Annotated in this window: 16 protein-coding genes and 2 tRNA genes; 8 read left to right on the forward strand and 10 right to left on the reverse strand. The window is 40.6% G+C overall.

Features of this window, described 5'->3' with window-relative positions; genetic code table 11:
• The first annotated feature begins 29 nt into the window (after positions 1–29).
• Positions 30–2894, forward strand: coding sequence for a valine--tRNA ligase (locus E7T07_RS03280; protein WP_135709493.1), 2865 nt, complete (start codon positions 30–32; stop codon positions 2892–2894).
• 68 nt (positions 2895–2962) lie between these two features.
• Here E7T07_RS03280 and uvrB read toward each other — a convergent pair whose 3' ends face one another.
• Positions 2963–4996: an excinuclease ABC subunit UvrB gene (gene uvrB, locus E7T07_RS03285; protein WP_135709494.1), complete on the reverse strand. Its 2034-nt coding sequence runs from the start codon at positions 4994–4996 to the stop codon at positions 2963–2965.
• A gap of 416 nt (positions 4997–5412) precedes the next feature.
• On the opposite strand from uvrB, the gene E7T07_RS03290 reads away from it, so the two are divergent.
• Positions 5413–5488, forward strand: a tRNA-Asn gene (locus E7T07_RS03290).
• A gap of 165 nt (positions 5489–5653) precedes the next feature.
• On the forward strand, positions 5654–6616 hold the full coding sequence (locus E7T07_RS03295; RefSeq protein WP_135709495.1) for a calcium/sodium antiporter: 963 nt from the start codon (positions 5654–5656) through the stop codon (positions 6614–6616).
• Positions 6617–6668: 52 nt separating this feature from the next.
• Here the strand turns inward: E7T07_RS03295 and zevB are convergent, their stop codons facing one another.
• From zevB to E7T07_RS03340, 9 genes are all read right to left on the reverse strand, one after another.
• Positions 6669–7703, reverse strand: a complete 1035-nt coding sequence (gene zevB, locus E7T07_RS03300; RefSeq protein ID WP_135709496.1) for a zinc transporter permease subunit ZevB — start codon at positions 7701–7703, stop codon at positions 6669–6671.
• Positions 7694–8317, reverse strand: coding sequence for a zinc transporter binding subunit ZevA (zevA, locus tag E7T07_RS03305; protein ID WP_135709497.1), 624 nt, complete (start codon positions 8315–8317; stop codon positions 7694–7696). Before zevA ends, zevB begins: the two co-directional genes overlap by 10 nt.
• Positions 8318–8663: 346 nt before the next feature.
• Positions 8664–8749: transfer RNA gene (locus E7T07_RS03310), tRNA-Leu, on the reverse strand.
• Positions 8750–8774: 25 nt separating this feature from the next.
• Entirely contained in the window at positions 8775–9113 is a 339-nt protein-coding gene (gene secG, locus E7T07_RS03315; RefSeq protein WP_135709498.1) for a preprotein translocase subunit SecG, read from the reverse strand.
• Positions 9114–9198: 85 nt separating this feature from the next.
• Complete coding sequence (locus E7T07_RS03320; protein ID WP_135709499.1) at positions 9199–11160, reverse strand: DNA topoisomerase III; 1962 nt, start codon at positions 11158–11160, stop codon at positions 9199–9201.
• Between the two features lie 80 nt (positions 11161–11240).
• Complete coding sequence (locus tag E7T07_RS03325) at positions 11241–13181, reverse strand: LTA synthase family protein (RefSeq protein WP_135709500.1); 1941 nt, start codon at positions 13179–13181, stop codon at positions 11241–11243.
• An 86-nt stretch (positions 13182–13267) separates the two neighbouring features.
• Entirely contained in the window at positions 13268–14032 is a 765-nt protein-coding gene (mtgA, locus tag E7T07_RS03330) for a monofunctional biosynthetic peptidoglycan transglycosylase (RefSeq protein ID WP_135709501.1), read from the reverse strand.
• The gene (gene trpR, locus E7T07_RS03335) at positions 14013–14318 is read right to left on the reverse strand and encodes a trp operon repressor (RefSeq protein ID WP_135709502.1); all 306 of its coding nucleotides are present in this window, start codon (positions 14316–14318) and stop codon (positions 14013–14015) included. The genes mtgA and trpR overlap by 20 nt, the downstream gene beginning before the upstream one ends.
• A gap of 33 nt (positions 14319–14351) precedes the next feature.
• The gene (locus E7T07_RS03340) at positions 14352–16382 is read right to left on the reverse strand and encodes a transglycosylase SLT domain-containing protein (protein ID WP_135709503.1); all 2031 of its coding nucleotides are present in this window, start codon (positions 16380–16382) and stop codon (positions 14352–14354) included.
• Between the two features lie 152 nt (positions 16383–16534).
• Between E7T07_RS03340 and E7T07_RS03345 the strand changes: the two genes are divergently transcribed.
• The 5 genes from E7T07_RS03345 (at position 16535) to E7T07_RS03365 (ending at position 20674) form a co-directional block, all read left to right on the forward strand.
• Entirely contained in the window at positions 16535–17374 is an 840-nt protein-coding gene (locus E7T07_RS03345; RefSeq protein WP_135709578.1) for a VirK/YbjX family protein, read from the forward strand.
• Between the two features lie 8 nt (positions 17375–17382).
• On the forward strand, positions 17383–18045 hold the full coding sequence (gene cmk, locus E7T07_RS03350; protein ID WP_135709504.1) for a (d)CMP kinase: 663 nt from the start codon (positions 17383–17385) through the stop codon (positions 18043–18045).
• A gap of 107 nt (positions 18046–18152) precedes the next feature.
• Positions 18153–19805: a 30S ribosomal protein S1 gene (rpsA, locus tag E7T07_RS03355; RefSeq protein WP_135709505.1), complete on the forward strand. Its 1653-nt coding sequence runs from the start codon at positions 18153–18155 to the stop codon at positions 19803–19805.
• A gap of 184 nt (positions 19806–19989) precedes the next feature.
• On the forward strand, positions 19990–20274 hold the full coding sequence (locus tag E7T07_RS03360) for an integration host factor subunit beta (RefSeq protein ID WP_135709506.1): 285 nt from the start codon (positions 19990–19992) through the stop codon (positions 20272–20274).
• Positions 20275–20380: 106 nt separating this feature from the next.
• Positions 20381–20674 carry a LapA family protein gene (locus E7T07_RS03365; RefSeq protein ID WP_135709507.1) on the forward strand — a complete coding sequence of 98 codons (294 nt, stop codon included), beginning with the start codon at positions 20381–20383 and terminating at the stop codon, positions 20672–20674.
• The last annotated feature ends 2 nt before the right edge of the window (positions 20675–20676 follow it).

The following is a 20676-nucleotide window of genomic DNA, read 5'->3' on the forward strand; positions in this document are numbered from 1 at the left end:
TAAAACAGCACTTATTAGAGAAAAAATAAATGACCCAAAAATTCGAAATGGCAGATCGTTTCGACTCGTCGGCAGTCGAACAAGCACTTTATAAACACTGGGAAGAACAAGGCTATTTTAAGCCGAATGAAAACCCGAATGTTCCAAGTTACTGTATCGCAATTCCACCGCCAAATGTGACGGGGAGTTTGCATATGGGACACGCTTTCCAGCAAACCTTAATGGATACTTTAATCCGTTTTAACCGTATGGAAGGCAATAACACCCTATGGCAAGCGGGGACTGACCACGCGGGGATTGCGACCCAAATGGTGGTGGAACGCAAAATTGCGGCAGAAGAAGGCAAAACCCGTCATGATTACGGGCGTGAAGCCTTTATCAATAAAATCTGGGAGTGGAAAGCTTATTCAGGCGGTACAATCAGCCAGCAAATGCGTCGTTTAGGTAACTCAATCGACTGGGATCGTGAGCGTTTTACGATGGACGAAGGCTTGTCCAATGCGGTAAAAGAAGTGTTCGTGCGTTTACACGAAGAAGGCTTGATTTATCGTGGTAAACGCTTGGTAAACTGGGATCCGAAATTACACACAGCGATTTCCGATCTTGAAGTGGAAAACAAAGAGAGCAAAGGCTCGCTGTGGCATTTCCGTTATCCGTTAGCCAACGGTGCGAAAACGGCGGACGGTAAAGATTATTTGGTGGTGGCGACCACTCGTCCTGAAACGATGTTAGGCGATACGGCAGTGGCGGTTCACCCTGAAGATGAGCGTTACCAGTCTTTGATCGGTAAAACCGTGATCCTACCGCTTGCGAACCGTGAAATCCCGATTATTGCGGACGATTATGTGGATCGTGAGTTCGGTACGGGCGTGGTAAAAATTACCCCTGCTCACGACTTCAACGACTACGAAGTGGGTAAACGCCATCAGTTGCCAATGGTAAACGTGATGACTTTGAATGCGGATATTCGTGCCGAAGCGGAAATTATCGGCTCAGACGGTAAACCTTTAACAAATTACACCGCACTTATTCCAGCGGATTATCAAGGTTTAGAGCGTTTTGCCGCTCGTAAGAAAATCGTGGCGGACTTTGAAGCTCTTGGCTTGTTAGACGAAATCAAACCACACGACTTAAAAGTGCCTTACGGCGACCGTGGTGGCGTGCCGATTGAGCCGATGCTGACCGACCAATGGTATGTGAGCGTGAAACCGCTTGCGGAAGTCGCAACCAAAGCAGTGGAAGACGGCGAAATTCAATTCGTGCCGAAACAGTATGAAAACCTGTACTTCTCTTGGATGCGTGATATTCAAGACTGGTGTATTTCTCGCCAATTATGGTGGGGACACCGTATCCCTGCGTGGTACGATGCGGAAGGCAACGTTTATGTGGCACGTGATGAAGCGGAAGTACGTACAAAATACAACTTACCGGCAGATTTAGCTTTAAAACAAGATGAAGACGTGTTGGATACTTGGTTCTCGTCAGGCTTATGGACATTCTCAACCTTGGGCTGGCCGGAGCAAACCAAAGAACTCAAAATGTACCACCCGACCGATGTGTTAATCACAGGCTTTGACATCATCTTCTTCTGGGTGGCTCGTATGATTATGTTTACGATGCACTTCATCAAAGATGAAAACGGCAAACCGCAAGTGCCGTTCAAAACCGTGTATGTAACAGGCTTGATCCGTGATGAACAAGGGCAAAAAATGTCGAAATCAAAAGGGAACGTGTTAGACCCGATTGATATGATTGACGGTATCAGCCTTGAAGACTTACTTGAAAAACGCACGGGCAATATGATGCAACCGCAGTTGGCAGAAAAAATTGCCAAAGCGACCCGTAAAGAGTTCGAGAACGGTATCGCCCCACACGGCACGGACGCATTGCGTTTCACCTTGGCGGCACTAGCGAGCAACGGACGTGATATCAACTGGGATATGAAACGTTTGGAAGGCTACCGTAATTTCTGTAACAAATTATGGAATGCGAGTCGTTTCGTACTTACTAACGATAAATTAGATTTATCAATAGGTGAAGTGGAATACAGCTTGGCGGATCGTTGGATCGAATCCAACTTCAACCGTACCGTGGGTGAGTTCCGTGATGCCTTAAGCCAATACCGTTTCGACTTAGCGGCAAATACCATTTACGAGTTCACTTGGAACCAATTCTGTGACTGGTACTTGGAATTAACCAAACCAGTGTTTGCCAACGGCACAGACGCTCAAAAACGTGGTGCAAGTCAAACGCTCGTGCGTGTATTGGAAAAACTATTGCGTTTAGCTCACCCGATTATTCCGTTTATCACGGAAGAAATTTGGCAGAAAGTGAAAGGCTTTGCAGGGATAGAAGGCGACACCATTATGTTACAACCTTTCCCGAAAGTGGAAGAAAGCCAAATTGACGAAGCGGCGGAAATGCAAATCAACTGGTTAAAAGAGTTGATTGTGGCAGTGCGTAATATTCGAGCAGAATGTAACATCGCCCCAAGCAAAGGCTTGGATTTCTTAGTGCGTAACCTGTCTGACGAACATTGCAAAATGTTAGCGGAAAACGACCGCTTATTAAAAGCAATGGCGAAGTTAGACAGCGTACAAGTGCTTGCCCAAGGCGAAGAAGCCCCGCTTTCGGTGGCGAAATTAGTTGGTAATGCGGAAGTATTAGTGCCAATGGCTGGCTTTATCAACAAAGATGCCGAGCTTGCCCGTTTGACTAAAGAGATCGAGAAACTTCAAGGCGAAGTGAAACGTATCGAAGGCAAACTCAGCAACGAAGCCTTTGTCGCAAAAGCACCTGAACAAGTTATCGCTAAAGAGCGTGAAAAAATGCAAGAGTACCAAGACGGACTTGAGAAATTGCAAGCGCAGTATAAGGCGATTGAAAATCTGTAATAGATAGCGCAAAGGGCGGTCAAATTGACCGCACTTTTTATGTCTAGAGATTGTCTTTAAATCTTTTATCAACTTTCTAACATAAATTCCTGTCGTAACTGATGTAGCTGGTCGCGTACCGCGGCGGCTTTTTCAAATTCCAAATCTTGTGCAAATTTGTACATTTGCTGTTCCAATTTTTTAATTTCTTTTTGCAGATCTTTTGGATTGCGTGGAATCTGATATTTAGCCTGTGGTTCGGCAACTTTTCGGGCTTTGGCTTTGCTACGGTTATTTGTCGCGCCTTGACCAATATCCAACAATTCGCCCACTTTTTTATTGAGTGCTTGTGGAATAATGCCGTTGTCTTGGTTGTATTTCATTTGTTTTTCACGGCGGCGATTGGTCTCATCAATGGCTTTTTCCATCGAGTTAGTGATGCGATCTGCGTATAAAATGGCTTTACCGTGAAGATTTCGTGCTGCGCGTCCAATGGTTTGAATTAAGGATCGTTCTGAACGCAAGAAACCTTCTTTGTCTGCATCTAAAATGGCGACCAAGGACACTTCAGGAATATCTAAACCTTCTCGCAATAAGTTGATCCCCACTAATACATCAAATTCACCTAAACGTAAATCACGAATAATTTCAACCCGTTCAACGGTATCAATATCGGAATGTAAATAACGAACGCGTACGCCGTGTTCTTCCAAATAATCCGTGAGATCTTCCGCCATCCGTTTTGTTAATGTTGTCACCAAAACACGCTCATTTTTGTCCGCTCTTTGGCGTGCTTCGGAAAGTAAGTCATCCACTTGAATACTCACAGGGCGGATTTCAATTTCAGGATCAAGTAAGCCTGTTGGGCGGACAACTTGATCAATAATTTCTGCCCCTGATTTTTCCAATTCGTAAGGACCGGGTGTAGCGGATACATAAATGGTTTGCGGTGCTAAACGCTCAAATTCTTCAAATCGAAGCGGGCGGTTATCTAAGGCTGATGGCAAACGGAAACCATATTCCACTAAGGTCTCTTTGCGTGAACGGTCGCCGCGATACATGCCGCCAATTTGTGGAACGGTTACATGGCTTTCATCAATAATGAGCAAACCGTCTGATGGAATATAGTCAAATAGAGTGGGGGGCGGTTCGCCTTCGTTACGACCGGATAAATAGCGCGAGTAGTTTTCAATGCCTGAGCAATAACCCAGCTCATTCATCATTTCAATATCAAATTGCGTGCGTTGGGTAATGCGCTGTTCTTCCAGCAATTTGTTTTCTTTTAGGAAGTATTCACGGCGTTGTGCCAATTCCGCTTTGATTTTTTCAATACTATCTAAAATTCGTTCACGAGGGGTGACATAATGGGTTTTAGGATACACTGTGAAGCGCGGCACTGCGCCAAAATTGGTGCCTGTTAGTGGATCAAAAAGGCTCAATCGCTCAATTTCATCATCAAAAAGTTCAATTCGTACGGCTTGATCATCACTTTCTGCCGGGAAAATATCAATTACTTCGCCACGCACACGGAATGTCCCGCGCTGAAAAGCTTGGTCATTACGGGTATATTGCAACTCAGCCAGTTTGGATAAAATCTCACGCTGATTGACAATAGCACCGGTTTGCAGGTGTAACATCATTTGTAAATAGCTGTCAGGATCGCCCAAACCGTAAATTGCCGAAACCGAAGCGACCACAATGGTATCGCGTCTTTCTAGGAAAGATTTGGTTGCAGATAAGCGCATTTGCTCAATCTGATCATTGATGGATGCGTCTTTTTCAATGAAAGTATCACTGCTTGGCACATAGGCTTCAGGTTGATAATAATCATAATAAGACACAAAATATTCCACGGCATTTTCAGGGAAAAAGGCTTTCATTTCCGCGTAGAGCTGCGCAGCAAGGGTTTTGTTGGGTGCCAGTAACATGGCGGGGCGATTTAATTGCGCAATCACGTTGGCAATGGTGAACGTTTTCCCAGAACCTGTTACACCGAGTAAGGTTTGGTGTGCTAAGCCATCATTGAGATTTTCCGTTAATTTGCGAATCGCTTCGGGCTGATCGCCGGAAGGTTTAAAATCGGAATGAAGAATAAAGGGTTTAGTATTAATTTTATGAGACATTTTTCGATACTGATCATGCATTAAGTGGCGTTATTTTATCATAGAATAAGGGCGCAAACTTGAAAAAAACGCGATAGAAAAATATAGGTTTTACACAGGGTTAGCGTTGTCAAGTTAAATAGATCACAAAAATTAAAAAAATTTCTTTAAATTTATTTGAAAAAATATAACTAATTGAAATGTAAAGAAATGTTATTTTGCAACCAATTAACCCTAGAGAGTGTGTAGATATAGATTTTATAAGGGATTAGCCTATCTTCACGGCATTAATTCACAGAGTTATCCACAGATTTTGTGGATAGAAAAGTGCGGTAAGAATTTTCTATTTTTTATTAATAAAGCCTTGACAAATATAGCTGATGACTTTAATATTCGCGTCCTATTTAGCTATTGCGTGATAGCAATTTCCGAACAATTCCTCCTTAGTTCAGTCGGTAGAACGGTGGACTGTTAATCCATATGTCGCAGGTTCGAGTCCCGCAGGAGGAGCCATTTTATCTTTTGGTAAACTTTTATTTGTCTCCTTTGATAAAAGTTTGTTTATGCCAAAAGTTTTAGCCCGATAGATTTTGATCGGGCTTTATTTTTATCTTTTATTTTGCTTTTCTTGATAATTCGTTATACTGCGATCCACTTCTATTTTCATAAGGTCTTTTTATGTTATTACCGAGTCTAGCCATTATTGGTGGTTTATTCCTTTTAATTTGGTCGGCAGATCGTTTTGTGGATGGTGCGGCGGCAACAGCTCGCCATTTTGGTATGCCACAGCTTTTGATCGGCATTGTGATCATTGGCTTTGGCACTTCTGCGCCTGAAATGATTGTCTCTGCGCTTTCAGCTATTAATGGCAATCCAGGTATTGCACTGGGCAATGCGTATGGATCTAACATTACCAATATCGCGCTCATTCTAGGTTTAACGGCATTAATCGTTCCTTTAGCGGTTAATTCGCAAGTGTTAAAACAAGAATTGCCTATTTTAATTTTAGTCACCGCACTTTCTGCGTATTTGCTTATAGACGGCGATATATCGCGTATTGATGCCTGGGTTTTATTGAGCGTCTTTTTTATCTATATGGCATGGACAATTTGGCATGGCTTACAGCATAAAGATGACAGCTTAGCAGCGGATGTGAAAGATGAATTACAAACGCAAGCTTATATGCCTTTAGCAAAAGCGTTAATGTGGGTAGCGATTGGTTTGGCGTTATTAATGGGGAGCTCGCAATTGCTTGTTTGGGGCGCGGTAGAAGTTGCTCATTATTTTGGTGTCAGCGATTTAATTATTGGTTTAACCATTGTCGCGGTGGGAACATCTTTGCCTGAATTAGCTTCCTCTATTATGGCAGCCCGTAAAAATGAAGTGGATTTAGCCGTAGGCAATATTATTGGCTCAAATTTATTTAATACACTTGCGGTGGTGGGCATTGCCGGAGCTATTTCACCAATGCACGCAGGGCAGGAAATTTTTACCCGAGATATGCTTGTTATGTCGGTATTAACGTTATTATTGTTAATATTTGGTTTAGGCAAGCAAGGGCAAATTAATCGTATTAAAGGTTTGGTTTTCTTATTGATGTATATTGGCTATAACCTTTATTTATTTCAAACGGCGATTTGAATAGGGTAGAAAGAGAAAGTGAGCGTAATGCTCACTTTTTTGTTATCTCATATCAAGCATTAAAGAGTATTGCTCCCCCAGTCGTTGGTTGAAAGGTGGTGTAAAATAAAAGGGCTGCAAAAGCAAATATTAAAATCCCCACCATAAATTTGAAAAGCATAGCACCATGCTTAGTGAGCCCTTGTACTGAACCATACCAAGTACTCATCTGTATTGCGGTTTGTCGTGCATATTGCACAATAACCGCAAATCCAGACAACATTAAGCCTGTACCCAACGCCATCCCCATGGTGGCAATGACACCCCAAAAGTACAAATCAAGCATATAAGCAAGGAAAAGAACGAAAATTGCGCCAGAACAAGGACGCATGCCAATAGTCAAAATGATGAGTAATTGGGATTTCCATGATTGAGCTTGCAGTTGATGCGCGTTGGGTAAATGCTGATGTCCACAATGGCAACGATAAGAATTCTCTTGTGATTTATCCTTTGCATTATTCCTATTGGGATTGAAGGGGATGTCGAAAACAGCCTTAGATTTTATTGAAATAGCATGAATATATGGTTTGGATTTATTCATTATGCTAATGGAGTTGGATTGTCTCATCATTTTTATTGCTTGATACATCCATTGCACACCGAGTAATAGCATCAAAAACAAAGCTACCCGTTCTAACCATAGTTGACTGGTCTTGAAATAATTTGATGATAACTGTAAAGCAACAACAAGAATCGATACGGCTATAACTGCAACAATACCTTGCATAAGTGAGGAAAAGAAGGTTAATTTCATGCTGCTTTTCAGTTTAGATTCGTGAGTTGAGAGATAGCTTGCAATGACAAATTTACCGTGTCCTGGTCCTATCGCATGAAATACACCATATAGAAAGCTAACGGTAATCAATGTGATACCTGATTCTGTTGGTGTTTGCTTAATTTGATGTAATTGAGCTGAAATGATTTGATTAAAATCGCGTTGCCACAATACAACCTGTTTAAATAGCGCAGGAAAGTATAGATAAAACCCTATGATAAGTAGCGCGATTAGGCTAGTAGGAATATATTTTTTCATTATGATTATCTGCATACAATTTGGAGCTGTTGGGCAAATTGCTGCCCCAAAGTATCATCTTCATCTCGTTGATTTTGTTCTAGTGAAAATGCATATTGTTGAAGTTGGGCATCTACTCGAGGTTCAACTAATTCTCCCCGGCAATGTTCAGGTAATTGGCTAAAATCCACCGCACTTTTATCTTTAAGAGGATAGAGCATAGCGACAAAATAGGTTTTATCGTAAGTCGCTAAAGTCAGTTCGTTCTTTTTTAACTCCACAGGTTTTGCAAGCAAAACGTCAAAATAATATTGTAGATGCGTTCCACTTGCTTTTAATCCGTAATTTACAGGTACATTTTTAAATTTGATTTTATTATCCGGTTTGTCATAAAGATAGCTGAAATAATGCTCTGCAATGATATTTTTAAACATCTCTTCCGTTAACTTATGTTTATTTTCTTCAGTTAAAAACTTGAGTTCATATAATAATTCTGCCGAACTGGCTTCATCTAACGTCCATTGAGTAGAAAAGCCGACTAATTGCTCATTTTCTACAAGTAATTTTGTTTTGAGATCAATGAATGCATGGGGATGCGCTATAGCTTGTACAATCCAAAAGCTTAAAAGTATAAAAAGTAATTTTTTCATCGTAAATTCTTAAAGAAAATTTTACAGTATTTTAGCATAATGTGCAGTCATATTTATCGATATGAAAAATAAAGTGTGGTTAGGAAATTAATGAGTTTGATTTATATCTTAAAGTGTAACTATGGCAATAGTTATTGAGAATGGTGTAATAACTATATTCAGGTGTGATTTGTGGTGTAATTTGGGTGTAGTAAGAGTATAAACTAGAATAAAATAGTACAAATTAAAGCCCAATAACTAAATATAAAAACATACTGGGCACGGCTGTATAAGAAATGTAATCTATTGAAATATAACACATTTTAAAAAATAAAAACCTAGTCATTAAACTAGGCTTTTTGTTGATTGGTGCTCTGGGCGAGACTTGAACTCGCACGACCTACGGTCACTACCCCCTCAAGATAGCGTGTCTACCAATTCCACCACCAGAGCGTTAATTTGATTTTTTAGATTGTAATTAGTTTTGCGGAATATCTTTATTTGGATTTTCTACCACTGGTTTTTGTTGTTCTAATTGTTGAGCGGCTTGAGATAAATCATCAAATTGTCCTTGCTCAACATGACCACGGTTGGCATTTAGATTTCCTAATACAATACTAATTGCGAAGAATACCGTTGCTAAAACGGCTGTTGTACGTGATAAAAAGTTTGCTGAACCGGCTGAGCCGAATACAGTCCCTGATGCGCCACCGCCAAATGATGCGCCTGCATCTGCGCCTTTACCTTGTTGAATTAAGATAAAGCCGATCATAACGATCGCAACGATAAGATAAACAAACATTAAAACACTATACATTCTTTTTTCTCTGTAAATAAAAACGCGCAAATGTTACCGAATATTTAGTGTGTTCGCAAGTTATTTTTATTTAATTGCTGAAAACTTATTCAGAATCAACCGCGCTTTTGGTGTTTTTTTCGCTATTTGCGGATTTTTTGTTATTTTTAAATTTAGGTTTTGGATTATTGGCGATTTGGCTTAGTTGTCGCAAGGCAGAAAAATTAACGAATTGCACCAAATCAGGTAACATTTGCGTTAATTGATACATAAATTGTTGATAACTCACGGCTTTTTTGCTTATGCCATTCAATTGCGATTCCCAATGTGCAGTCATATCAGGTTGCGTAGCCAAATCGGGCAATGCTTGAATAAGAATTCTGCCCGCTTCAGTGCTGTGAATATTACGTCCTTTTTTGGTTAAAAAACCCCGCTTAAAAAGCAATTCAATAATACCCGCACGGGTGGCTTCTGTGCCTAATCCATCGGTCTCACGTAGGATTTTTTTGAGTTCTTTATCTTGCACAAAACGCGCAATCCCTGTCATTGCTGAAAGCAAAGTTGCATCGGTAAAGGGTTTGGGCGGTTGCGTTTTTTTGCTGACAATTTCGCCTTTTTCACAATATAAAACATCCCCTTTTTTTACTACCGGTAATGGCGGATCCAGTTGTTCATCGTTATCTTCTTTGCCTAACAGGGATTTCCAACCGGCAATTTGTAAATTTCGTGCTTGGGCAATAAAAAACCCGCCGGCAATGGTTAAGGTAATTTTACTTTTTCGATATTCAGCATCGGGGCAAAATTGCATTAAGTACTGGCGCGCAATAAGGTTATAAATATTCTGTTCCCACACCGTTAGGCTGGTTGGGCGATTTTGGGCTGTCGGAATAATAGCATGGTGCGCTTCCACTTTTTTATCATTCCAACAGCGATTTTTTTGTTCCAAATTAACCGCGCTTGGTAAGGTTTGATAGTCATGAGAATGAACTTGAATGGCGGCTAATACTTTGGCTCGATCAGCAAAATGCTCATTGGGCAAATAGCGGCAATCAGAACGTGGATAGGTGATTAATTTGTGTTTTTCATACAAACTTTGACAGGTGTCTAACACATCTTGTGCGGACATACCAAAACGTTTTGCCGCGTCAATTTGCAAGGCTGAAAGAGAATAGGGAAGTGGTGCCGTTTCTTTTTCACGTTTGTCTTCATAAGCGGTAACTTCCGCAGGCTGATCGGCAATTCGCTTAACCACATTTTCAGCCAACGCACGAGATAGGACGCGCCCATCTTCATCTTGATAATCTTCACAAGCTTTGCTAGGTTGCCATAAGGCGGTAAAAGAAGGCACATCCGATGAAAGCGCGGTGGATTTTTCTGTTGTTTTAACGTGCGCCAAAACTTCAAAAAAATCCTTCGGTTGAAAATGTTCAATTTCAAGATCGCGGCGGACGATTAAACCCAGTACAGGGGTTTGTACGCGTCCCACGGAAAGTACACCATTGTAACCTGCTTGGCGTCCACGAATAGTATAAGCGCGGGTCATATTGATACCATACAACCAGTCTGCGCGGGCGCGAGCGAGAGCGGATGTGGCGAGCGGAATGAAATCGCGGTTAGGTTGTAATTTTTTTACCGCTTTTTCCACCGCACTTGGGTTTAAGTCGCTGATAAGACAGCGTTGAATTTTATCGCGTTTTTCTGCGCTCAAATTGGCGTAACTAAATACTTCGTCCACCAGTAGTTGCCCTTCGCGATCAGGGTCGCCTGCGTTAATGAGTTCGTCTGCTTGATGAATGAGTTTTTCTACGGTTTTCAATTGCTTAGCAACATCTTTACGCGGAATTAATTGCCATTTGTCAGGAATAATCGGCAAATGTTCTAAGCGCCATTGCTTAAAAATAGGGTTATAAGCATCGGGTTCAGCCTGTTCCAATAAATGCCCCACGCACCAAGTGACATAGTCATTTTCGCCACAACGAATAAAACCATCACCACGAGTATGCGGCTTGGGTAATACATCAGCAATAGCGCGTGCAAGGCTTGGTTTTTCGGCGATAAATAAGCGCATGAATGACTCCGTAAAAAATGGGCGCAAATTTTACCGCACTTTAGTCACAACACTCAACCCGATCGAAAAGATAAACCACGCTATTTTTCTGAACGATAGAGTTTTTCTTTATAGGCAATGCTTCCCCAAAGCACGTAAGCTAACGCCTGTTTTTTCATTTCTTCAGGAATATTCGCCGGGATTAAGGTTTTGCTTTCGCTGTCATATTGAAAACCTTCCGCCGGTTTTTCCGGTTGCAAAATGGCTAAGGTTTTTTGCCCATTGATTTCACGCATATAACCAAAAACTTTATCGTATTGCATTAAGGCACGGTTTGGACTTTCTTTCGTTAAATCATAGCCAAGCATTGGATAATCGCCACTAATTCCCGCCAAGGAAAGTAAGGTGGTTGGCATATCAATTTGGCTAACCAAACGGTTGTCGCGTTGTGGTTGAATATTCTCACCTAAAATTAAGGCTGGAATATGGAAATTGTTGACAGGAACATAAGCGGCACCGCCTGCGCGGGAATCGTGATCCGCAATCACTAAGAAAATCGTGTTTTGCCAATAAGCAGATTGTTGCGCAAGCTTAAAGAAATGCCCTAGGGCGTAGTCCGCATATTTGGCTGCGTTATTGCGTGTTTCTTGCGGTTGTTCGTAAAGTTCGATTTTTCCTTTAGGAAAATCAAAAGGATCGTGATTGCTTGAGGTAAATACCAAACTGAAAAATGGCTTGTCTTCTTTGGCAAGTGCGGTGAATTTTTCGTGAGCTTTGTCAAAAAGATCTTCATCACTTACGCCCCAAGTGCTGGTAAATTTTGGGTTAACATAATCCGTTTGATCAATAATTTGTTGAAAGCCGTTGCCGTAGAAAAAGCTTGCCATATTGTCAAAATGTTTTTCGCCGCCGTAAATAAAAGAAGTGTGATAACCTTGTTTGCCTAATAATTCAGCAATGGTAAAAAAGCCTGTTTGTGCGCCCGTCAGTTTGACTACAGCGCGTGCAGGTGTTGGCGTAAATCCGGCGGTGACGGCTTCAATTCCGCGAACAGAGCGTGTGCCTGTGGCATAGAGATTGTCAAATAACCAACCTTGTTGCGCGAGTTGATCAAAGTTTGGTGAAAGTGGTTTGCCACCAAGAGTACCAATAAATTGCGCACCTAAACTTTCTTCCAAAATAATTACGATATTTCTCGGTTTACCTTGATAAGTGGCTTGGTTTTGGGTCAGCGTGGGTAAGGTGGTGGAAATATAATCCGTTTCAGGACGTCCACGCACTTCTTTCAACGTGTTAACCACATCTTCTAACGCCATTTTGCCGTACATTTCTGACGATTTATCTTCATCTTTCATCTGTTGAATGGCAAATAAAACCGAATAGCCTGAGTTGAGCGTTAGGGCATTAACCAAGGGATCCGATGAAAATGCCACCATTGATGGGTTGATCCCACGATGTTGCAGGCTTGAGCGCGCCCCTAAAAACATGAGACTGCCAATGAGTAAGAAAGCTACAGGACGCCATTTCCAGCCGAAATAATGCAGGTTTTGGCTGACTTTTTTGGCTAATTTCCAAAATGCCAAAGCACAAAGTGCGGTTAAAATGAGGGTAGAAACTAGCGCAACTAAATGTCCGTTGGCAAGCATATTAAATACTTCTTTCGGATAAATCAGATATTCAACAAAAAGGCGATTTGGACGCGTATCATAGGTTTCAATAAACGCAGGTGTCGCGAATTCCATAAAGAGAATAAAGGTGCTAAATGCCGTTAAGCCAAGGCGCACAATAAAGTTTGCTATTTTTCCAACCCCATTATTTCCGCCAAAGAAAACGGCGATAATGACCAAGGGCGCAAATAACCAACAAAGCGAAGAAATATCAATGCGAACGCCTTGTAATAACATGGGTAACCAGCCATTCACCGCTTCAACGCGTTCTTGTTGCCATAATCCTAGTAGCAAGCGGCTGAAAGAAAGCAGAATAAGGTTGGTGATGAAAAAGATAAAAATAGGGTAAATATTCCCAAGTCGTTGTTTTAGCATGTTTTTCTTCCTTTTTGAGTGAATTCTATTTTTATATTATCAGGGTAAAATTAGGGATAAATTAGCGTTTTGTTCGGTATTAATCGTTATAATAAATTCAAATAGCCTTTCCCTAATCCATTCATTTGACGCATAATCCACGCCTGTTTTCGTTTAACTAATGCACTTGGTGCATTCACTTTATAGATAATCGGGTTGGGCAATACTGCAGCCAATAATGCCGCTTCAGATTGTGTTAGATTTTTAGCGGCTTTTTTGAAGTAAAAACGGCTTGCGGCTTCTACGCCAAAAATCCCCTTGCCAAATTCAGCGATATTTAAATACACTTCCAAAATGCGTTTTTTTGACCAAAGCAATTCTAATGTTATGGTTACAGGGACTTCTAAGCCCTTTCTAAGCCAACTTTGTCCGTGCCACAAATAAAGATTTTTCGCGGTTTGTTGGGAAATGGTTGAGCCACCACGAATTCGTTTGGATTTTTCATTATGTTCCAAGGCTTTTTCTATGGCATTCCAGTCAAAACCCCAGTGGGTCGGAAATCGTTGATCTTCTGCGGCAATGACCGCCAGCTGCATATTGGGTGAGATTTGATCCAAACTAACCCAGTCATAATGCATTTCATCACTCAAATTCAATTGCAACAACCGGCTCACTTTTTGTTGAACCATATAAGCGGAAAAGGGCAGTGGAACGAAGCGGAAAAATAAGGTGAACGCTAGAAATGCGATGAAAAAACGGGCAAAAAAACGTCCGCACTTTCCTTTGGTTTTGCGTTGTATCAGGCTTCTGCCTAAACGGAAAAAAGTGCGGAGAATCTTGAGACTAAATAGGTTATTTTTGTGTTTTAGCATCAACTTGTTCTTTTACCCAAGCGAGAAAATCGGGTTCCATCAGTTTAAGCATATTGGAACCGCGCGTAATGGTTGCCGCGCTGGTATTCAGATTTTGCTGAATTTCCCGTTGCGGCAGATTTTTATCCAACAGCTGCGACACAATTTGAAGGCGTAAACCCACCGCATCGCGTTCGTCTGCGGTGAGTAACAAGGTGAGAAGTTCTTGTTCTTTGCCTTCTGCAAATGCGGCGCGCAGGGTTTCCATAAAGGCATTCCAATAGTTCATATTGCGGCTAATATACATGACTTCTCCTTTTATACTATTAAACTAGTACGCCTAGTATAAACGATCTGCTTCTTCTTTTGAAAACAATTGTTGTGGTTGTTGCTGTAAAATTTGATAGAAGCTGTCATAAGCCAGCACATTTTGCACATAACCGCGGGTTTCATAGAAAGGAATCGCAGTCACAAATTCCGCTAAGGTTAATTTTCCTGCAGATTTTTCCAACCATTTATCCACACGTTGTGCGCCTGCATTGTAAGCCGTGGCAATTAAAATACGGTTGTCGCCATATTTATCAAATAATTCCTGTAAATGCGCAGTGCCTAACATAATATTATTAAAAGGGTCAAAAAGTTGGCTTTCATTACTGTAAGGCAACCCTGTTTTTTCCGCGGTTAATTTGGCGGTGCTTGGCAATAATTGCATTAAACCGCGAGCGTTAGCGGCTGAAGTAACATGGGTTTTCCAAGCGCTTTCTTGACGCGCAATGGCCATAGCAAAAGTGCGGCTAATTTTTTTGCCTTTTAAATTGAGCTCAAACCAATCAGAATAAGCATTCGGTAAGCGCAAGCTGAGATAATCCCAGGCTTTGGCTTGGATAGTGGCTTCCACGCCTAAATCGTACCAACCTTGCTGTGCAGCGTAGCCTGATAATTGTAATTTTTGTTCAAAAGTGGCGTTATCCAATAATTTGCGCCATTCGCTATTCATATTGCTCGTGTCATCAAAATAACGTAATTCTGCAATTCTTGCGAGTTCCGCTTGGAATGTGGTTTCAATCGTAGGCGTTGCGCTAGGTTTTGACGCTGGCTCAAGGTTTTTTTGCATTTCAGGTTGATATGGAATACCTAATTCTTTTGCCGCCAACATCGAGAAAAAGCCGCGCTGTTTGGCAAGTGCGGTTAAAATTTCCTTAGATTTTGTTTTGTTTTCTGCTTTTTGAGCCAGCCAATATTGCCATTCGTCTTTGGCTTTTGTGGCATCAGACAACAATCCAAGCCATTTCGCGTAATCCGCTTTTTCACGAATTGCCATACGAATACGGCGTTCCGTTAATTTGTCGTCTTTTAATGCAACAAGTTGTTCATCGCGCCAACGTTGGAAATCAGGGTTTTCGCTATCAAAAAATTGAGCAAGATAAAGCTTTTTCCATTCAATGCATTGATTTGCCGTTAATTCAAAACTGGTTGCCCAAGTTTCAAATTTGTCAAAATATTTCGCAGGCTCTTTGATCTTATCTTCATTCAATGTTTTGACATAGGCAGGAAAAGTTGCCAAAACCACCCGTTTTTCCAAAGGCTTGTTTGGAATAATGTCAACATAGAACAAATTATCTTCATTCATTAATTCCGCAGGGGATTTTAACAATGCATTTAAATCTCTTGCCCAACGCTGATTTTTTTCATCTTTTAACATTTTTTCCAAATGAGAAAGTAAACCGCTATTACCTTGCTCATAAGCCATTACCGCACGTTGTTTGGCTAATTCCGGGGTTAAGCCACCTTGTTCATGCCATTGCGTTAACAATGGATCGCATTGGCTTGGCAAACTTTGTCCCGTTAACCAAATTGTCGTTAAATCATCTTGGGATAATTTAGGTAAAAGTGCGGTGGGATTTTGGGCGGTTTTTTGTGTGTCATGATTGGTTTCAGCGGCTTTTATTGCTGCATTATATGATTTTGCTTGCACCAAAATACATTGTGATCCTTGATCCAATGGCAGTTTAGCGGCGTTATCCAAGATGGTTTTCCAATCTTGTTTTTCTTGTTGTTGTTTTAACCATTCTTTTTTTAATGCGGTCGCAAAAGGCAAATGCGGATTTTTTTGCTGATAAGCTTCAATGTCCGCTAAGGTTAAATTGGTTTTATTGGCTTGAAGCAACTTGGCTTCAGCGTAAGCAGCTAGCGGATAATCTTGAATTTGGTCAAGCAAATTTTGCGCAAGATTTTGGGTTGCTGAGCTTTGTGACATTGCCAGTAATTCATTGATTTTCTGATAATTTTGGCGTTGTTGTTCTAAATTGGCTACGGCAGAGAATGAGGTCAAGGTAGCAAGTATCATTAAAGAGAGCGTTGTGCGTTTCATATTTTTCCTAATCGGTTAAAGAATGGTCCTTGTGACAGACAGTTTGCATTTGCAAAAGATAAACGAGTATAATTCCGCAAATTTTAAAGAGTTCAATCTGATTAGACAATAGGATTTTTGTGAGTTCATTTTCATTTCCAACATTTAACCAAATGTACGCCTATGAACGCCGTTTTGCGAAAAAAGTGCGTTCTTTTGGGCGTTATTATTTTTATACTTTTTTGCATCGCCAACAAATTCGTGAATTTGAACAATTTTTGAATGAAAAACCATTATGGCAGCCTGTATTTACGCGCTATTTTTATCGCGTTAATGCGTTGTTACAAAAATTCTGCGATCGCCGTTTTTCTGCGCAAGCGCGTATTAATGCAATTAAATCTAATTTTGAGCAAGCGGAAGCTAAATTTGGCACAACAATTTGTCAAAATTTAGTGGAAAATACATCCTTGAAATTAGCGCAATTAACAGAAGATTGGGCGGTTTATTTGAATATTAATGGCATCGATCCTTTTGAAGGCTTTTTTTCGTTAAATATTAAAAACACGGAAGGCCGTTCCGTTTATGATGCTTCTTTTACGTTGTTGCCGAATAATCAATTGTTAATCGCTTCAATTCAAGGCCCGAATTCTGCGGATGCGCAAGAATTAGTTAAGGTAGCAACAAAACAACTGCACGGTATGCGTCCGATGTATATGTTGGTCAATGCCTTTAAAAATGTAGCCGAAACATTAGGTTGTGAATTGCTGGGGATTGCCCATAAAAATCAGGCGAAATATCGTTGGAATGATCATTCAAAATTGTTGTTTAATTATGACGAATTTTGGCAGGAAAATGAGGGCGTATTAAATACGCAAGGGTATTGGACATTGCCTTTAATCATTGAACGCAAGTCTTTGGATGAGATTCAAAGTAAAAAACGCTCTATGTATCGTAAGCGTTATGACATGCTTGATAGCATGGCGCAGGCAATAAAAGTATTTTTTGAAAAGTAGGATTTGAAATGATTATCACAGTAGATGGTCCGAGCGGTGCCGGCAAAGGGACGCTTTGCTATGCCTTAGCGGAAAAATTAGGTTTTGCCTTATTAGATAGTGGCGCGATTTATCGTGTTAATGCCTTAGCCGCGTTAAAAAGTGCGGTGAAATTAGACGATGAATTGGCCTTGGCGGAAGTGGCACGTCAATTAGATATTCAATTTGTGCCCCAAAATGGTGAAGTTGAAATTTTTCTGAATGGCGAAAATGTCAGTGGGCAGATTCGTACACAAGAAGTGGCTGATGCGGCATCTAAAACGGCCGTCTTTCCACAGGTTCGCGCTGCGTTGTTACAGGTTCAACAGGATTTTGCTAAAACTGAAAAAGGCTTGATTGCAGACGGGCGTGATATGGGGACAGTGGTGTTTCCGAATGCGGATGTGAAGTTATTTTTAGACGCAAGTGCAGAAGAACGTGCAAAAAGACGTTTTAAACAGTTGCAAAATAAAGGAATTAATGGTAACTTTGCGCAGATTTTAGCCGAGATTCAAGAACGGGACTTTCGTGATAGAAATCGTGCGGTCGCGCCGCTTAAACCTGCGGACGATGCATTGTTGCTTGACAGTACGGAACTTAGCATTGAAGAAGTAATTGCGCAAGCGTTGCAATTCATTGAAAGTAAACGTTAATCGGTAAAATTTAACCTGTTTATTCAGGGATGAATGAACGTTATTATCAACCCCACTTAATAATGGATTTTGAGTGGATGTTATTAACCTTTAAAAGAAGATTAAATATGTCAGAATCTTTTGCTCAATTATTTGAAGAATCATTAAAAAACCTTGAAACTCAACGTTTAGGTTCAATCATCAACGGTACTGTTGTTGCTATCGAAAAAGGCTTTGTGTACGTAGATGCAGGTTTAAAATCTGAAGCGCGTATCCCGGCGGAAGAATTCGCAAATGCACAAGGTGAAGTTGACGTTAAAGTTGGCGATGTTGTAAACGTTGCTTTAGACGCTGTTGAAGACGGTTTCGGTGAAACTAAACTTTCACGTGAAAAAGCAGTACGTCACGAATCTTGGATCGAATTAGAAAAAGCATTCGAAGCACAAGCAAGCGTTGTTGGTTTAGTAAACGGTAAAGTGAAAGGCGGCTTCACAGTTGAGTTAAACGGTGTTCGCGCATTCTTACCGGGTTCATTAGTTGATACGCGTCCGGTACGTGATGCAGATCACCTTTTAGGTAAAGAATTAGAATTCAAAGTTATCAAATTAGACCAAAAACGTAACAACGTAGTTGTTTCACGCCGTGCAGTTATTGAATCAGAAAGCTCAGCAGATCGCGATGAAGTATTAGCGAACTTGGCTGAAGGTTCAGAAGTGAAAGGTATTGTTAAAAACTTAACAGATTACGGTGCATTCGTTGATTTAGGCGGTGTTGACGGTTTATTACACATCACTGATATGGCTTGGAAACGTGTTAAACACCCAAGCGAAGTGGTTAACGTTGGTGATGAAATCACAGTTAAAGTATTGAAATTCGACAAAGATAAAACTCGCGTTTCATTAGGCTTAAAACAATTAGGTCAAGATCCTTGGGCTGCAATCGCTCAAAACCACCCTGTAAACAGCAAATTAACAGGTAAAGTAACAAACTTAACAGACTACGGCTGTTTCGTTGAAATTTTAGATGGCGTTGAAGGTTTAGTTCACGTCTCTGAAATGGATTGGACAAACAAAAACATCCACCCTTCAAAAGTGGTTAACTTAGGTGACACTGTTGAAGTGATGGTATTAGAAATCGATGAAGAACGTCGTCGTATTTCTTTAGGCTTGAAACAATGCAAACCAAACCCATGGTTACAATTTGCAGAAACTCACAACAAAGGTGACAAAGTTTCAGGTAAAATCAAATCAATCACTGATTTCGGTATCTTCATCGGTCTTGAAGGTGGTATCGATGGTTTAGTTCACTTATCTGACATTTCTTGGAATGTTCAAGGTGAAGAAGCTGTTCGTAACTACAAAAAAGGTGACGAAGTAGAAGCAGTTGTTTTACAAGTAGATTCAGCGAAAGAACGTATCTCTTTAGGTATCAAACAATTAGAAGACGATCCGTTCAACAACTTCGTGGCAATCAACAAAAAAGGTGCAGTAGTGTCTGCAACTGTTGTTGAAGCTGATGCGAAAGGTGCTAAAGTTGAATTAGCCGGTGGCGTTGAAGGTTACATCCGTGCAGCAGATTTAGTTTCTGAAGTTGCAGCAGGTGATGTTGTTGAAGCGAAATACACCGGTTCAGATCGTAAAGCACGTATCGTTCACTTATCAGTGAAAGCAAAAGATCAAGCTGATGAAGCAGCAGCATTAGCGTCAGTAAACAGCAAACAAGAAGAAGTGGCTGTTCCTAACGCAATGGCAGCAGCATTCGCTCAAGCTAAAGGTGAATAATTTATTCCCTAACTAATCAAACTGGCGAGTTTTTGCTCGCCAGTTGTTTATTACATAAATTTATTAAGTGAAACAACGTGATTTTTGTGTGTGAATAACTGGTAAAGCGCGGTCAAAAATGACGTTGTTTTATTAGGGACTTCTATTGAAGATAAGCAGCCCTCTCAACTGAAAGGATAATGTTATGACAAAATCAGAATTAATTGACGCAATCAGTCAACGTAATCCAACGATTGGTATCAAAAATATCGAAAATTCGGTAAAAGAAATCTTAGAACATATGTCTTTGAGCATGGAAAATGCGGAGCGAATTGAGATTCGTGGTTTTGGCAGTTTCTCGTTGCATTTTCGTCAACCACGTATTGGACGCAATCCGAAAACAGGTGAGAGCGTTAAATTAGAGGCGAAATGTGTACCGCATTTTAAAGCGGGCAAAGAGCTCAAAGAGCGCGTTGATAATCATGCTTAATTTTTACAAATAGTTTAAAATTACTCAAAGAACGGCACGTTAAAGTGTCGTTTTTTGTTTTAAATTTTGGCATAATGGGGCAATGTCAATTTGGGAGTCGCATACTATGTTCAAATATATTTTCGGTTTTATTATTGTGCTTGCTATTATTTTAGTTGCAATTACGGTGGGTGCAAATAATGATCAAGTTATTACCTTCAACTATATGTTTGCACAAAGTGATTTTAAACTTTCTACTTTAGTGGCCATTTTATTTGGATTTGGTTTTATTTTAGGCTGGTTAGTGACGGGGATTTTTTATCTCAAATTAAAACTTAAAAATATGGCATTAACGCGCCAAGTAAAACGTCTAAATCAGCAAATTAATGAGATGACCACAAGTCTTAATAAGGCTGCATAATA

The organism is Actinobacillus porcinus (assembly GCF_901764995.1).
In the GTDB taxonomy this organism is placed as follows: domain Bacteria; phylum Pseudomonadota; class Gammaproteobacteria; order Enterobacterales; family Pasteurellaceae; genus Exercitatus; species Exercitatus porcinus.

Excerpts from the sequence above, each read along its gene's own strand:
- E7T07_RS03280 (WP_135709493.1), top strand. The coding sequence starts at position 30 with ATGACCCAAAAATTCGAAATGGCAGATCGTTTCGACTCGTCGGCAGTC.
- uvrB (WP_135709494.1), bottom strand. The coding sequence starts at position 4,996 with ATGTCTCATAAAATTAATACTAAACCCTTTATTCTTCATTCCGATTTT.
- E7T07_RS03295 (WP_135709495.1), top strand. The coding sequence starts at position 5,654 with ATGTTATTACCGAGTCTAGCCATTATTGGTGGTTTATTCCTTTTAATT.
- zevB (WP_135709496.1), bottom strand. The coding sequence starts at position 7,703 with ATGCAGATAATCATAATGAAAAAATATATTCCTACTAGCCTAATCGCG.
- zevA (WP_135709497.1), bottom strand. The coding sequence starts at position 8,317 with ATGAAAAAATTACTTTTTATACTTTTAAGCTTTTGGATTGTACAAGCT.
- secG (WP_135709498.1), bottom strand. The coding sequence starts at position 9,113 with ATGTATAGTGTTTTAATGTTTGTTTATCTTATCGTTGCGATCGTTATG.
- E7T07_RS03320 (WP_135709499.1), bottom strand. The coding sequence starts at position 11,160 with ATGCGCTTATTTATCGCCGAAAAACCAAGCCTTGCACGCGCTATTGCT.
- E7T07_RS03325 (WP_135709500.1), bottom strand. The coding sequence starts at position 13,181 with ATGCTAAAACAACGACTTGGGAATATTTACCCTATTTTTATCTTTTTC.
- mtgA (WP_135709501.1), bottom strand. The coding sequence starts at position 14,032 with ATGCTAAAACACAAAAATAACCTATTTAGTCTCAAGATTCTCCGCACT.
- trpR (WP_135709502.1), bottom strand. The coding sequence starts at position 14,318 with ATGTATATTAGCCGCAATATGAACTATTGGAATGCCTTTATGGAAACC.
- E7T07_RS03340 (WP_135709503.1), bottom strand. The coding sequence starts at position 16,382 with ATGAAACGCACAACGCTCTCTTTAATGATACTTGCTACCTTGACCTCA.
- E7T07_RS03345 (WP_135709578.1), top strand. The coding sequence starts at position 16,535 with ATGTACGCCTATGAACGCCGTTTTGCGAAAAAAGTGCGTTCTTTTGGG.
- cmk (WP_135709504.1), top strand. The coding sequence starts at position 17,383 with ATGATTATCACAGTAGATGGTCCGAGCGGTGCCGGCAAAGGGACGCTT.
- rpsA (WP_135709505.1), top strand. The coding sequence starts at position 18,153 with ATGTCAGAATCTTTTGCTCAATTATTTGAAGAATCATTAAAAAACCTT.
- E7T07_RS03360 (WP_135709506.1), top strand. The coding sequence starts at position 19,990 with ATGACAAAATCAGAATTAATTGACGCAATCAGTCAACGTAATCCAACG.
- E7T07_RS03365 (WP_135709507.1), top strand. The coding sequence starts at position 20,381 with ATGTTCAAATATATTTTCGGTTTTATTATTGTGCTTGCTATTATTTTA.